The 12,631-nt window shown below is 64.0% G+C and carries 15 protein-coding genes; 6 read left to right on the top strand and 9 right to left on the bottom strand.

Annotation, left to right across the window (positions count from 1 at the left end; all coding sequences use genetic code 11):
• Window positions 1-172 precede the first annotated feature (172 nt).
• The 3 genes from rpoN to ptsN all read left to right on the top strand — a co-directional run bounded on the left by rpoN (window position 173) and on the right by ptsN (window position 3,095).
• The gene (rpoN, locus tag FJ417_RS18850; RefSeq protein WP_140784515.1) at window positions 173-1,702 is read left to right on the top strand and encodes an RNA polymerase factor sigma-54; all 1,530 of its coding nucleotides are present in this window, start codon (window positions 173-175) and stop codon (window positions 1,700-1,702) included.
• A 279-nt stretch (window positions 1,703-1,981) separates the two neighbouring features.
• Window positions 1,982-2,569 carry a ribosome-associated translation inhibitor RaiA gene (gene raiA, locus FJ417_RS18845; RefSeq protein WP_140644560.1) on the top strand — a complete coding sequence of 196 codons (588 nt, stop codon included), beginning with the start codon at window positions 1,982-1,984 and terminating at the stop codon, window positions 2,567-2,569.
• 61 nt (window positions 2,570-2,630) lie between these two features.
• Complete coding sequence (gene ptsN, locus FJ417_RS18840) at window positions 2,631-3,095, top strand: PTS IIA-like nitrogen regulatory protein PtsN (protein WP_140644559.1); 465 nt, start codon at window positions 2,631-2,633, stop codon at window positions 3,093-3,095.
• A gap of 87 nt (window positions 3,096-3,182) precedes the next feature.
• Here the strand turns inward: ptsN and FJ417_RS18835 are convergent, their stop codons facing one another.
• Together FJ417_RS18835 and FJ417_RS18830 are read right to left on the bottom strand one after the other, a co-directional pair.
• Complete coding sequence (locus tag FJ417_RS18835; RefSeq protein ID WP_140658061.1) at window positions 3,183-3,440, bottom strand: DUF1150 family protein; 258 nt, start codon at window positions 3,438-3,440, stop codon at window positions 3,183-3,185.
• A gap of 63 nt (window positions 3,441-3,503) precedes the next feature.
• Window positions 3,504-3,929 carry an Hsp20 family protein gene (locus tag FJ417_RS18830; RefSeq protein WP_140658063.1) on the bottom strand — a complete coding sequence of 142 codons (426 nt, stop codon included), beginning with the start codon at window positions 3,927-3,929 and terminating at the stop codon, window positions 3,504-3,506.
• A gap of 241 nt (window positions 3,930-4,170) precedes the next feature.
• On the opposite strand from FJ417_RS18830, the gene FJ417_RS18825 reads away from it, so the two are divergent.
• The gene (locus FJ417_RS18825; protein WP_140784514.1) at window positions 4,171-5,115 is read left to right on the top strand and encodes a nucleoside hydrolase; all 945 of its coding nucleotides are present in this window, start codon (window positions 4,171-4,173) and stop codon (window positions 5,113-5,115) included.
• A gap of 27 nt (window positions 5,116-5,142) precedes the next feature.
• Here the strand turns inward: FJ417_RS18825 and FJ417_RS18820 are convergent, their stop codons facing one another.
• The 5 genes from FJ417_RS18820 to FJ417_RS18800 form a co-directional block, all read right to left on the bottom strand.
• Window positions 5,143-5,523, bottom strand: coding sequence for a hypothetical protein (locus FJ417_RS18820; RefSeq protein WP_140658067.1), 381 nt, complete (start codon window positions 5,521-5,523; stop codon window positions 5,143-5,145).
• A gap of 76 nt (window positions 5,524-5,599) precedes the next feature.
• Window positions 5,600-6,214: a LysE family translocator gene (locus FJ417_RS18815; protein ID WP_140784513.1), complete on the bottom strand. Its 615-nt coding sequence runs from the start codon at window positions 6,212-6,214 to the stop codon at window positions 5,600-5,602.
• Window positions 6,215-6,319: 105 nt separating this feature from the next.
• Window positions 6,320-7,777 carry an amidase gene (locus FJ417_RS18810; protein WP_210239898.1) on the bottom strand — a complete coding sequence of 486 codons (1,458 nt, stop codon included), beginning with the start codon at window positions 7,775-7,777 and terminating at the stop codon, window positions 6,320-6,322.
• Complete coding sequence (locus tag FJ417_RS18805; RefSeq protein ID WP_140658069.1) at window positions 7,777-8,682, bottom strand: ribokinase; 906 nt, start codon at window positions 8,680-8,682, stop codon at window positions 7,777-7,779. The genes FJ417_RS18810 and FJ417_RS18805 overlap by 1 nt, the downstream gene beginning before the upstream one ends.
• A 127-nt stretch (window positions 8,683-8,809) precedes the next feature.
• Entirely contained in the window at window positions 8,810-9,715 is a 906-nt protein-coding gene (locus FJ417_RS18800) for a methylated-DNA--[protein]-cysteine S-methyltransferase (RefSeq protein ID WP_181183258.1), read from the bottom strand.
• 114 nt (window positions 9,716-9,829) lie between these two features.
• Between FJ417_RS18800 and FJ417_RS18795 the strand changes: the two genes are divergently transcribed.
• Window positions 9,830-10,645, top strand: a complete 816-nt coding sequence (locus tag FJ417_RS18795) for a class I SAM-dependent methyltransferase (RefSeq protein ID WP_140784512.1) — start codon at window positions 9,830-9,832, stop codon at window positions 10,643-10,645.
• Between the two features lie 84 nt (window positions 10,646-10,729).
• Here FJ417_RS18795 and FJ417_RS18790 read toward each other — a convergent pair whose 3' ends face one another.
• The gene (locus FJ417_RS18790) at window positions 10,730-11,224 is read right to left on the bottom strand and encodes a DUF2244 domain-containing protein (RefSeq protein WP_140644552.1); all 495 of its coding nucleotides are present in this window, start codon (window positions 11,222-11,224) and stop codon (window positions 10,730-10,732) included.
• A 22-nt stretch (window positions 11,225-11,246) separates the two neighbouring features.
• On the opposite strand from FJ417_RS18790, the gene nth reads away from it, so the two are divergent.
• Window positions 11,247-12,053 carry an endonuclease III gene (nth, locus tag FJ417_RS18785; RefSeq protein ID WP_140784511.1) on the top strand — a complete coding sequence of 269 codons (807 nt, stop codon included), beginning with the start codon at window positions 11,247-11,249 and terminating at the stop codon, window positions 12,051-12,053.
• Here the strand turns inward: nth and FJ417_RS18780 are convergent.
• On the bottom strand, window positions 12,050-12,505 hold the full coding sequence (locus FJ417_RS18780) for a DUF2214 family protein (protein WP_140784510.1): 456 nt from the start codon (window positions 12,503-12,505) through the stop codon (window positions 12,050-12,052). The two genes, nth and FJ417_RS18780, sit on opposite strands and share 4 nt — an antisense overlap.
• Window positions 12,506-12,631 lie beyond the last annotated feature (126 nt).

Raw genomic sequence — 12,631 nt, 5'->3', positions numbered from 1 at the left:
TTTCGATGGCCGCGTCGCGGCTTTCGGTCATTTTAGCGCTCGATAACGCTCCGGTAAGCCGCAACTGCTAGCGTTTTCCTTGACAAGCAAAAGCCGGGCCAGTTTCTATGCCTGGCCGGGAAAATCTGCTTCGGCACAGTCCGATGCGTAGACGAGGCGTTTGAATCACACCATGGCGCTGGCAGCCAAACTGCAGCTCAGACAGTCCCAGTCGCTGGTGATGACGCCGCAGCTGATGCAGTCGATCCGGCTGCTGCAGCTCACCCATGTCGAGCTCGAGCGCTTCATCGACGAGGAGATCGAGCGCAACCCGCTGCTGGAACGGGCCGAACCGCAGGACGATGTCGCCGGCGATCTATCCCAGAAAAGCGAGGCGTCGCCGGAAAAGGATACCGAAGGCGATTGGTTCGAGGGCGAGACGGAGTGGAGCGCGGAAGCGATCTCGCAAAAGCTCGATTCTTCCTTGGAGAACCTGTTTCCCGACGATCCAGGCACCAGCGAGAGACTGGGGCCGGATCTCACGGCGCAATGGAAGTCGGCCGCTGGGGGCGGCGCGGGCGCAGCATCGTCCGAGGGGTTCGACGTCGGCGACATGGCCGCGGCGGCCATTACGCTGCGCGAGCATGTCGGCGAGCAGATCGCGCTTGCTTCGCTCAGCCCCGGCCAGCGGCTGATCGCGGGTGAGCTGGCCGACGGGCTCGACGAAGCCGGTTATTTGCGCACCGAACTCGATGAGATCGCGGTCCGGCTCGGCGCGGATGAGGCGGCGATGGCGCGTGTGCTTGGCGTCTGTCAGACCTTCGAGCCGGTGGGACTTTTCGCGCGCGACCTTGCCGAGTGCCTGTCGCTGCAGCTTGCTGCGCGCGACCGGCTCGATCCGGCGATGAAGGCGCTGGTCGCCAACCTCGAGCTTCTGGCGCGGCGGGATTTCCAGACGCTGAAACGCATCTGCGGCGTCGACGAGGAGGATCTGCTCGACATGCTGGCCGAGATCCGCGCGCTCGATCCGCGCCCCGGCCTGGCGTTTTCGGGCGGCGCGAGCGATGCGATCGTCGCCGATGTCGAGGTCCGCGCCGCCAACGACGGCAGTTGGGCGGTGGAGCTCAACGCCGACACGCTGCCGCGCGTGCTGGTGGACAATGTCTACTTCGCCCGCATTTCGAGCCACGCCAAGGACCAGGCGGAAAAGGACTTTCTCGCCGAATGCCTGCAGAACGCCAACTGGCTGACGCGCAGTCTCGACCAACGGGCCAAGACCATCCTCAAGGTGGCGTCCGAGATCGTGCGGCAGCAGGATGCCTTCCTCATCCATGGCGTGCGCCACCTCAAGCCGCTCAACCTGCGCACGGTGGCCGACGCCATCGGCATGCATGAATCGACCGTCAGCCGCGTCACCGCCAACAAATATATGCTGACGCCGCGCGGCGTCTTCGAGCTGCGCTATTTCTTCACCGCGTCGATCGCCTCGGCCGAAGGCGGCGAAGCGCATTCGTCCGAGGCCGTGCGCGACCGCATCAAGCAGATGATCGACGAGGAAAAGCCCGCCGACGTGCTTTCCGACGACGCCATCGTCGACATGCTCAAGGAAAGCGGCGTCGATATCGCGCGCCGTACCGTCGCGAAATACCGCGAAGGCATGAACATCCCATCGTCGGTGCAGCGGCGGCGGGAGAAGCGAGCGCTGGCGAACGCCGGCCGCTAGGCCGCCCCCGGAATCTCGACAGTTCTCCACAATTCCCAAGCTTGATTGACAAGCCGCAATGAAGTGGCTAGAAGCCCGCCCGCATGAGCAGGGCGGTAATGCCAGCTTGCGAATGGGTCCGTCAGACAAGGCCGCGGACGGCCAAGAAGGCGACTTGTGATCAACCGGAAAGTTCGGGTCTAAAATCGGCGCGCATGCCGCTGCAAAGCTTGTGCGCGCGCACCACGGGTATAAACTCGGGAACAGTTTGAAGCCTGAGCAAGGAAGGTCAGTTTTCAGATGAATCTACGCATTTCGGGAAAACACATGGACATCGGCGATGCGTTCCGTACGCGCATCAACGACCGGGTCGGCGAGGCGATCGAGAAATATTTCGATCGGGGTTTTTCAGGACATGTCACGGTCATCAAATCGGGGTCGCGTTTCTCCGCCGACTGCATGGTCCGGCTCGATTCCGGCGCTTCGCTGCAGGCGACCGGCGACGCCCAGGATCCGACGCTGGCCTTCGAGGCGGCCGCCGACCGCCTGGAAACACGGCTGCGGCGCTACAAGCGCCGGCTGAAGTCGCGCAATACGGGCAACGGCAATGGCGAAGAGCCGACCGACATCGCCTACACCGTGATGGCTCCTCTCACCGACGATGAGGAAGATATTCCGGAGGACTTCGCTCCGGTCATCGTCGCCGAATCAAGCATGACGCTGCGGACCATGTCGGTGGCTTCGGCGGTCATCGAACTCGACAACAGCGACAGCCCGGTCTTCTTGTTCCGCAACGCCGGAACCGACCATCTCAACATCGTCTACCGCCGACCGGACGGCAATATCGGCTGGATCGATCCGTCGACGACCAAAGTCGCGCAGGGATAAAAAGCCAGCCGCGCGAGGGGGCGACGACTGGCGCGGCAGGCGAGCAAGGGATTTTTCAAGCATGGATCTCAGTGATCTCATCAGCGTCCCGGCGATCATGCCGGCGTTGAAAGCGAATTCCAAAAAGCAGCTTCTGCAATTGCTGTCGGAGAGGGCCTCGGCGATTTCGGGGATTCCGGAACGGGAGGTGTTCGACACCATCCTGCAGCGCGAACGGCTGGGCTCGACCGGCGTCGGCAACGGCATCGCCATTCCGCACGGCAAGCTCGCCGGCGTGAAGCGGATCGCCGGCGTCTTCGCCCGACTGGAAACGCCGGTCGATTTCGAGGCGCTCGACGACCAGCCGGTCGACCTGGTGTTCCTGCTGCTTGCGCCGGAAGGCGCCGGCGCCGACCATCTCAAGGCGCTGTCGCGCATCGCGCGCGTGCTGCGCGATGCCGACACGGTGGCCAAGATCAGGGGGACGCGCGACGCGGTGGCGATCCACGCCTTGCTGTCGGACACACAGGCCTCGCACGCGGCCTGAAATCTTAGGATTGAAACCTTCGGAGGGTCGCCGTGGGCGGCCCTTTTCATTTCGAAGGCCAGGAGTCTCGAAGGCCAGGGAGTCGCGTTAGTGGATCGCGACTGTGGTCAGGTCGTTCTCCAGCGCACCCGCCAGCGCCCGGTCACGGGCATCGGAAAGCAGGATTGGCTGGCCGTTGGCGGCAAACAGCGCCCACAGCTCCATACCGGGCGCGATTTCGTCGAGGCCGGGGAAGCGGCCGCGCAGGTCGTCGCTCGACACTTTCCTGAGATAGGCGACCGAACCTTCGCCGAGATGGGCGAGTTCGCCGCTGGTCATGGTGGTCGTTTCGTCAGTTCTGGTCATTTCAAGCCTCCTTGGCGCGAGGACGCCAGGATTGGCCGCCTCGCACAGAGCCATCGGCAAAGATCAGTCTTTCACCGATATGTTTATTTTCCGTACCAGCCGCTCGGCCTCCGGCCGGTCGAGATCGACCGACAACAGGCCGTTCTTCAGCTCCGCCGCGATCACCCGCATGCCGTCGGCCAGCACGAAACAGCGCTGGAACTGGCGCGCGGCGATGCCGCGGTGGAGAAATTCGCGCTCGGTGTCGTCAGTCTGACGTCCGCGCACGATTAGCTGGTTCTCCTCCGTGGTGACATCGAGGTCGCTCTCGGCGAAACCGGCAACGGCCAGCGTGATGCGCAGCCTTTCGGCCTTGCCGTCGGCGGCGTCGAGGCGCTCGATATTGTACGGGGGATAGCTGTCGCCGGACTTCGCCAGACGCTCAAGCGTCTTTTCCATGGCATCGAAGCCCAGAAGAAGCGGGCTGGAGAAGGGCGTCATTCGACTCATTGTTACACTGTCCTCTGAAGAGCGACACAAACTGGAAAAACCCGGATGGCATTTTTCCCGATGGTCTTGATATGGTCCGCCGCGCGATCAAGTTCAAGCCACTGAAATCAGGATGACGTTTCGTTGAACCCGCCATCCTGGTTCAGCACTTCGTTGGAGCATGATCTTGTCCGAAAACCGGTCCCACTTTTCGGGATCATGCTCTAAATCCCGCCCAAAAAGACTCCCCAAAGGAATTGAAATGCCCCAGTCCAGAAAGATCATCATCGACACCGATCCCGGCCAGGACGATGCCGTCGCCATATTGCTGGCGCTCGGCAGTTCGGAGCTGGAGATCGTCGGCATCACTGCAGTTGCCGGCAACGTGCCGCTGAAACTGACCCAGAACAACGCCCGCAAGATCTGCGAACTGGCCGGCCGGCCCGACATCAAGGTCCATGCCGGCGCCATCCGGCCGCTGGCGCGCGAACTCGTCACCGCCGAGGAAGTGCACGGCAAGACCGGCCTGAACGGCCCGCAACTACCCGAGCCGACCATGCCGTTGCAGGAACAATACGCCGTCGATTTCATCGTCGAGACGCTGATGCGCGAGGAAAGCGGCACGATCACGCTCTGCCCGCTCGGACCGCTCACCAACATCGCGCTGTCGCTGATCCGCGAGCCGAGGATCGCGCCCCGCATCAAGGAAATCGTCTTGATGGGCGGCGGCTTCTTCGAGGGCGGCAATGTCACGCCGGCCGCCGAATTCAACATCTATGTCGACCCGCAGGCCGCCGATCTGGTGTTCAAGTCGGGCATTCCGATCGTGATGATGCCGCTCGACGTCACCCACAAGGCGCTGACCACGTCCAAGCGCACGCAGGCTTTCCGCCAGCTCGGCACCAAGGTCGGCACCGCGACCGCCGAGATGCTGGAGTTTTTCGAGCGCTACGACGAGGAAAAATACGGCACCGATGGCGGGCCGCTGCACGATCCGTGCGTGATCGCCTATCTGATCAAGCCGGAGCTGTTCAAGGGCCGCCATTGCAATGTCAGCGTCGAGACCGCGTCGGAGCTCACCATGGGCATGACGGTGATCGACTGGTGGGGTGTCACCAAGCGGAAAAAGAACGCCATGGTGATGCGTGACATCGACCATGACGGCTTCTTCGCGCTGCTGGTCGAGAGGCTGGGGCGGCTCAACTGACCGTCGAGGATTACAAGGCGTGCGCCGTCACCCGTCGAACAATCGGTAGGTGTCGACGCCCCGCTTGTGGTGCTGCCGCTCGATGGGGATGATCGAGCCGATAGAGTGAGGAGTCCCCACATCGCCATCGACCAAGACCAGCGCATTGTCGTCTTGAAGACGGACGTCGTAGATATAGTAGATCCCGCGACCAACTGCGGCTTTGGGATTAATAGGTGCCAAGCTGACATGCTCAACTACGCCCGTCACACGTTGCGTTGCAACGACAGGATCGTTCTGCAGCCTTAAGACGGAAGCCCCAACCGTCAGTGCCAAGGCGCAGAAGAAAGCGACGCCGAGGACGGCGTCGCTGTACTCGTATCGCCAAATAAGCAAGCGATTCCGGAAGGAAACGTTTGACTTGTTCATGACCAAGAGTTGTGGGGGCGCTCACAGCTCTTCAATATGCTTGCAAAAATAATTGGGGGGACGGCGGGTCCGTCGCTTACTTCGCCTTCGAGAACGCCAGCCATAGCCCGCCGCCGACCAGGAAGCTGCCGCTGATCCTGGACATCAGCCTGACGCGGCTGGCCGACAGCAGCCGGCCGGCGCGCCCGGCGGCAAGCGCGTAGGTCGAATCCGACATGGCGGCGAAGATCATCGCGGTCAGGCCCATCACGACGATCTGTAGCGTGTAATTGCCCTGCGGCGCGATGAACTGCGGGAAGAAGGCGCCGAAGAAGACCAAGGTCTTCGGATTGCTGATCGCCACCAGAAAACCCTGCAGGAAGAAGTCGCCGCGCGGTTTTCTCGCCGTTCCGTCAGGATTGAGCGTGCCCTTGGAGCGGAACATCTGCACGCCCATCCAGATCAGATAGGCGGCGCCGATCAGCCGCACCCACTCGAACCAGTGGCCCATGCCGGCGATCAGTGTGTTGAGGCCGATGCCGACGATGGCGATCATGATCGCGAGCCCGGCCTGGGTGCCGGCGACGTTGGCCAGGCCCGCGCGCGAGCCGTGGCGGATGCTGTTGGCGATGATCAGCGTCACCGTCGGACCGGGCACCAGGATGATGACGATGCAGGCAACGACATAGGTTGCGTAAAGTTCCAGCGACATGGTCTTTCCTCGGACCGACAGAGGTGGTGCGGCGGTGGCTGCTGGATCAATGCACGGCTTCACTGTTGGCGCAAGCGGTGCCGACTTGCCCGATTCAGAGGCTGCTCAGCAGGCGCCCGCCGTCCACGGCAATATCGCCTCATAGGCGGCGCCGGCCTTGAGCACAGCGAGGTCGCCGCGTGGGCGACCGATCAACTGCATGCCCATGGGTCGGCCCTTTTCGTCGAACCCCGCCGGGACGCTAAGCGCCGGGCAGCCGCCCAGGGTGGCGAAGGCGGAGACCTGCATCCAGCGGTGATAGCTGTCCATGGGTCGTCCCGCGACCTCGCGCGGCCAGTGGGTCGTGACGTCGAACGGGAAGACCTGCGCGGTTGGCAGCGCGATCAGGTCGAAACGCTCGAACAGCGAAAGCAGCGTTCGGTGCCACGAGGTGCGCCGGACGCTGGCGGCATGGACCTGCGGCGCGGTCAGGCCCATCGCCTGCTCCACTTCCCAGACAGCCTCGGGCTTCAGAAGTTTGCGTTTTGCCGGGTCGTCGTAGTGCGCCTTCAGCCCGCAGCCGCTGCTCGCCTGGCGCAAGATGACAAAGGCCTGCCAGAGCCCCTCGAAATCGACATCCGGAACTAGGGCCTCGCTGCGGAAGGATGCAGCGGCGAAGCGGGCAAGCGCGGCCTCGCAAAGGTCGAGCACGCCCGGTTCCGTCGGCAGATGGCCGCCGAGGTCGCCCAGCCAGGCGATGCGGCCGCCGGACGCTTTCGCGCCGAAGCCGTCGAGGAACGAACCCTCCTTGGCATATGACAGCGGCGCGTGCGGGTGATAGCCGGCCTGTTCGTCGAGCAAAAGCGCGATGTCGCGAATGTTGCGGCCCATCGGGCCTTCGACGCCCATCTGCGAATGGAAGACATCGAAGTCCGGGCCTGCAGGCACAAGGCCCTGCGAGGGACGGAAGCCGTAGACATTGTTGTAGGCTGCCGGATTGCGCAGCGAGCCGCCGAAGTCGCTGCCATCGGCGACCGGGACCATGTCGAGCGCCAGCGCCACGGCCGCGCCGCCGCTCGAGCCGCCGGCGGTCAGCGCCGGGTCGAAGGCGTTGAGCGTCGGCCCGAAGACCGGATTGTAGGTGTTGGAGCCCAGCCCGAATTCCGGGACATTGGTCTTGCCGATGATGATGGCGCCGGCCTTGCGGACGCGCTCGACGAAGAAATCGTCCACGTCGGGGATGAAATCGGCGAAGATCGGCGAGCCGAAGGTGGTTCTGAGCTCCTTGGTCAGGGCGAGGTCCTTGATGGCGATCGGCAGGCCGAAGAGCGCTCCGGCCTCGCCGCCGCGGGCCAGATGAGCATCGGCCCTGTCGGCCTCGGCCAGGATATCGGCGCGCTCGCGCAGCGAAACGACGGCGTTGACCAGCGGGTTCACCGCCTCGATGCGGTCGAGGAAAGCGCCGGCCACCTCGCGCGCCGACAAATGGCGCTGCCTGATCTTCCCTGCAAGCTCGACAGCGGGGAGGCGGCAGATATCGCCGGCCGGCGGCACTGCGTGCTTGGTGACGGGACGCATGGCCATTACCGCGCCGCCGCCAAGGCGGCGTCGACATCCTTTGCCGGTGGAATTGCCGGCTGCGCGCCGGGTTTCAGGCAGGCGAGCGAGCCAGCCGCGGCGGCGCGGGTGAGCGCCTCCTGAAGCGGCAGGCCGGACGACAGGCCGGCGCCGAAATAACCGCAGAAGGTGTCGCCCGCGCCGACCGTGTCGACCGGCGTGATCTTCAGCGCCGGAACGGTGAGGAAATCGTCCGGCGTGGCGGCCAGCACTCCGTCGCCACCGAGCGTGACGACGATGGCGCGGCCTGTCTTCTTGGCATAGTCGCGCATGCGGGCAGGGCGATCGCGCCCCGAAAGCGCCAGCGCCTCGCCATAGAGATCGAACTCGGTTTCGTTGGCGACGGCATAATCGGCCTTGCCGACGAAGCCGGCGGCCTCGGCACGGAAAGGGGCGGTGTTGAGCACGCTGACAGCGCCCGCCGCGCGCGCCGCGTCGAGTGTGGCGTCGACCGCCTGCAGCGGGATCTCATGCTGCAAGAGCACGACGTCGCCCTTTTTGAGGAAGGCCTTGGCGATATCGCCCGGCACCACCGAATCATTGGCGCCCGGCACGACGGCGATGACGTTCTCTCCATCAGCGCCGACCAGGATCAACGCCGTGCCGGTGGAGGCGAAGCTCTGGCCGACACCGGACAGATCGACATTGCCGGCCTTGAGAAGGGCGAGCGCCTCGGCGGCAAAGCTATCCTTGCCGACCGCGCCTACCATGCGCACTTGCGCGCCGGCGCGCGCCGCGGCCAGGGCCTGGTTGGCGCCCTTGCCGCCGGGCGCGGTGGCGAAGCCGGAACCGCGCACCGTCTCGCCGGGCGCCGGCAAGCGGTCGACATTGGCGATGAGGTCGAGGTTGATAGAGCCGACAACGATAATCAAGAAAGTGCCTCCCGCTGGTTGCGCGGGAGGCTAACGCATGCCCCTGAAAATCGGAACCGATTTTAGAAAGGATCATGCGCAAAATCAAAGTGCTAGGAAGATCTCCACAGGGCCTTGGCCGTCGACTTCACGACGCTACTTGCCCCGCTTCCCAGCCGAGGATGGCGCGTTTGCGCGTCAGCCCCCAGTGATAGCCGGTGAGCGCGCCGGACTTGCCCAACGCCCGGTGACAAGGCACCACGAAGGACATCGGGTTGGCGCCCACGGCCGCGCCGACGGCCCGGCTGGCGCTGGGTGCGCCGATGCTTGCCGCGATCGAGGAATAGGTGCAGGCCCTGCCCATCGGGATGCGCAGCAAGGCTTCCCAGACGCGAAGCTGGAAATCGGTGCCGATCATCACCACGCGCAGCGGCTGGTCGGCGCGCCATTGCGTCGGGTCGAAGACCCGCGCGGCGTAAGCCTGGGTGGCCGACATGTCCTCGACGTAAGTCGCGTTCGGCCAGCGGCCGGACATGTCGGCGAAGGCCGCCCGCTCGCCGCCGGCGTCACAGAAGGCGAGGCCCGCGAGACCCCGGTCGGTGACCATGATCAGCGCGATGCCGAAAGGCGAGATGTGGTAGCCGTAGCGGATGGTGAGACCCGCGCCCCGGGTCTTGTAGTCGCCGGGCGACATCGCCTCATGGGTGACGAAGAGGTCGTGCAGCCGGCCGGGACCGGACATGCCGAGCTCGAACGAGGTCTCCAGCAGCGGCAGGCCGGCATCAAGCAGCCTGCGCGCATGGTCGAGCGTCACCGCCTGCAGGAAGGCTTTGGGCGACAGGCCGGCCCAGCGGGTGAAGAGTTTCTGCAGGCCGGTGGGCGTCTCGCCGACCTCTTCGGCCAGGACCTCGAGCGAGGGCTGGTCGCGATAGTCGAGGCTGATCTTCTCGATGGCGCGGCGCACGACCTCGTAGTCGCTGCCTTCCGGCGTGATGTCGTTCTGGAGGATCGCGGTCGGTTTCATGCGGGTATTCATGGTCATCTGAGCGTTCATGGCAATATCTCCTTGTCCCGAATATCGGTCTTCCAGAACTTTGCCTCCACCCGAAACTTGCCTTCCCGCCATCCACGCCCAGATAGAGTGAGCTTCGGGCCGAAAAGGACGATCATGGCCGGCGAAAAGGTTGATCTGACCGGGGCAAGGGAAACCTTGCTGATGACGCTCTACGGCAAGGCGCTGGAGAGCCGGCTGCCCAATTCATTGCTTCAGGATCGCTTCGCCGACGAGGCGGTGCGTAAGATCGACTATGATTTCGCAAGGCTCAAGGTCGACGGCAATCTCGGGCTGGGATTTGCGATCAGGGCGAAGACGCTGGACGTCTGTGTCGCGGATTTCCTCGCAAGATATCCGGACGCGATCGTGCTGCATCTGGGATGCGGGCTCGATACGCGGATATTTCGCGTCGACCCGCCGCAAGGCGTCGACTGGTTCGACGTCGACTATCCGGACGTCGTCGAGCTCAGGCGCAGGCTCTATCCGTTCAGGGACTGTTACCATCTGATCGCTTCCTCGGTGACCGAACCGGGCTGGCTGGCCGCGGTGCCCCGCAATCGCCTGGCGATCGTGGCGGCCGAGGGGCTGACACCCTATCTTCCAGCCGAGGAGGGACCGCGGCTGTTTGCGCGGCTTGTCTCGCATCTTGCCGGCGGCGAGCTGATGTTCGACGCCTATAGCCGGTTCGGCCTGAAACTGATGCGCCTCAATCCGGCCATCAAGGCAACCGGCGCAGAAGTCCATTGGGCCATAGAGGATCCGCGCGAATTGGAGCGGGCGGTGCCCAAACTTCGCTTCATCGGCGAGATCCCATCCTACAAGCCGGAGCAAGGGGCGCGCCTGGGCTGGTCGGCGCGTCTGTTCGTCGGTCTCTGGAAGCTCATCCCAGCGATGCGCAAGGTCGGCAGGCTGTTGCGCTACCGGTTCTGAAAGGCTTGTTTGCTCCGAGCATGATCTTGTCCGAAAACCGGCGTCCACTTTTCGCTGACGCGGATCTTCGGTTCGGGATCATGCTCAGCGTGTCTTGGCGGTCGCCAGCGCGCGCGAGAAGGCGGTGGCAAAACTCTCGCGATCGTCGGGATTGAGGAAGCCGCCGATCGCCACGCTCTTGCCCTGCGCTTCGACGGCCATCTTGGTGATGCCGATCTCGCTGTGGCGGGCGATCGAAAACCGCGTCCAGAACGGATTGAAATGATGCGCCTCCGAACGACCGGACGGCGCTGTCTTGCGAATGTCGAGACTGGTGCGCGAGACCGAGATTTCCTCGCGGGCGCGCGCGGCCCGGTAATTGGCGCGGAAGGCGATGTAGACGGCGATCACGTCGAGGCCGAAGAAGCCGAACACCGGCCAGGCGCCGTGCGCCAGGAAGAAGGCGCCGGTGACCGCCCAGCCGAACAGAAGCGCTCCCATCAGGATCAGGAAGCCGGTGCGGCCGAGAGAGCGGTGCGGCGTCAGCAAGGCCTGGAAAAATGGCTCGTCGGCCTGGAACGAGGCGTTTGTGTCGCTCATGAGGGAATATTATAGGAAGGAAATGGCGCCTCCCAAATCGAAAAAATCCGTAGCTGTCAAAAAGTCTCAACCCTCCACTGCCGGTGGCAGCCGGGCGCCTGGTCGGCGGCCGCGAAAGGCCGCCTCGCGGTCGCTCTATAGCCCCGCCGAGGTGCATGAGATCTTCCGGCGCTTCTCCGTGCAGCGGCCTGAGCCGAAAGGCGAGCTCGACTATGTCAACGCCTTCACCCTGCTGGTCGCGGTGGTGCTGTCCGCGCAAGCGACGGACGCCGGCGTCAACAAGGCGACGAAGGCGCTGTTCGCGGCGGCCGATACGCCGGCCAAGATGCTGGCGCTGGGCGAGGCCAAGGTCGGCGATTATATCCGCACCATCGGTCTGTGGCGCAACAAGGCGAAGAACGTGATCGCGCTGTCGAAGGCGCTGATCGACGACCATGCGGGTCAGGTGCCGCAGGATCGCGACGAACTGGTGAAGCTGCCGGGCGTCGGGCGCAAGACCGCCAATGTCGTGCTCAACGTCGCCTTCGGCCAGCATACGATGGCGGTCGACACGCATATCTTCCGCATCGGCAACCGGATCGGGCTGGCGCCGGGCAAGACGCCGGAACAGGTCGAAGAAGGGCTGCTCAAGGTCATACCGGCTGAATTCATGCGCCATGCGCATCACTGGTTGATCCTGCACGGCCGCTATGTCTGTAAGGCGCGCAAGCCCGATTGCCCGGCCTGCGTCATCGCCGATATCTGCAAGTCTAAGGAAAAGACCACCGACGTGCCGGCCCCGCTGGTGCCGATCGCGCCACCGGACGAGACGTTTCCGGCCGAGGCCTAGTAGCCGTAGCCGCGCGCCATCGCCGCGGCGAAGACGGGGATCAGCAGGAAGATGAAGCCCTCAGCGCGGACATAGTTCTTCACCGAAGCCAGTTCCGCCGCCGGCACCGCGAAAGACGGATTGCCGCTCGCCTGCCTGTTCCAGGAGATGAAGCGCATGGTCGGCGCGATTGACAGCAGGCCGACGATGGCGAAGGCCACCATCTTTGCCCAGAACACCCAATTGTAGATGTAGAATTCCCAGCCTTTCAGGCCGAAGAACACACGGCAGACGCCGACGATGACGATGAGCGCGGCGACGATGCCGTAGTGGCGGTCGATGCCGGCAAGGCGCTTCAGCGTCGCCGCCGCCAGATCGCCGCGCACCAGCACGAACTCCGCGCCGATGATGCCGGCCAGCGAGAACACCAGAAGGTGATGCGCGATCGCCAGCAACAGGTCTGTAGTGTCCATGGTTCTTCCTTCGGTAGACTTGCGTTTCTGGGTCGGCTTCGCGCGCAAACTAGGCCGTAGTGACGATTTAAGGAATTGGGATTCCCACAGGCCGGCAAATCAGATTCAACACTGATTTTTGGGGAT

Source organism: Mesorhizobium sp. B3-1-7 (assembly GCF_006439385.1).
GTDB lineage: Bacteria > Pseudomonadota > Alphaproteobacteria > Rhizobiales > Rhizobiaceae > Mesorhizobium.
Note: the sequence above shows the minus strand (reverse complement) of the source record. Positions and strands in the feature narration are given on the sequence as shown.

Bases quoted from the DNA above. Each gene is read 5' to 3' on its own strand.
- FJ417_RS18825 (WP_140784514.1), top strand. From the start codon at position 4,171: ATGCCCCAGTCCAGAAAGATCATCATCGACACCGATCCCGGCCAGGAC.
- FJ417_RS18800 (WP_181183258.1), bottom strand. From the start codon at position 9,715: ATGAACGCTCAGATGACCATGAATACCCGCATGAAACCGACCGCGATC.
- FJ417_RS18790 (WP_140644552.1), bottom strand. From the start codon at position 11,224: ATGAGCGACACAAACGCCTCGTTCCAGGCCGACGAGCCATTTTTCCAG.
- ptsN (WP_140644559.1), top strand. From the start codon at position 2,631: ATGGATCTCAGTGATCTCATCAGCGTCCCGGCGATCATGCCGGCGTTG.
- FJ417_RS18820 (WP_140658067.1), bottom strand. From the start codon at position 5,523: ATGAACAAGTCAAACGTTTCCTTCCGGAATCGCTTGCTTATTTGGCGA.
- raiA (WP_140644560.1), top strand. From the start codon at position 1,982: ATGAATCTACGCATTTCGGGAAAACACATGGACATCGGCGATGCGTTC.
- FJ417_RS18795 (WP_140784512.1), top strand. From the start codon at position 9,830: ATGGCCGGCGAAAAGGTTGATCTGACCGGGGCAAGGGAAACCTTGCTG.
- FJ417_RS18810 (WP_210239898.1), bottom strand. From the start codon at position 7,777: ATGGCCATGCGTCCCGTCACCAAGCACGCAGTGCCGCCGGCCGGCGAT.
- FJ417_RS18835 (WP_140658061.1), bottom strand. From the start codon at position 3,440: ATGACCAGAACTGACGAAACGACCACCATGACCAGCGGCGAACTCGCC.
- nth (WP_140784511.1), top strand. From the start codon at position 11,247: ATGGCGCCTCCCAAATCGAAAAAATCCGTAGCTGTCAAAAAGTCTCAA.
- FJ417_RS18780 (WP_140784510.1), bottom strand. From the start codon at position 12,505: ATGGACACTACAGACCTGTTGCTGGCGATCGCGCATCACCTTCTGGTG.
- FJ417_RS18815 (WP_140784513.1), bottom strand. From the start codon at position 6,214: ATGTCGCTGGAACTTTACGCAACCTATGTCGTTGCCTGCATCGTCATC.
- FJ417_RS18830 (WP_140658063.1), bottom strand. From the start codon at position 3,929: ATGAGTCGAATGACGCCCTTCTCCAGCCCGCTTCTTCTGGGCTTCGAT.
- rpoN (WP_140784515.1), top strand. From the start codon at position 173: ATGGCGCTGGCAGCCAAACTGCAGCTCAGACAGTCCCAGTCGCTGGTG.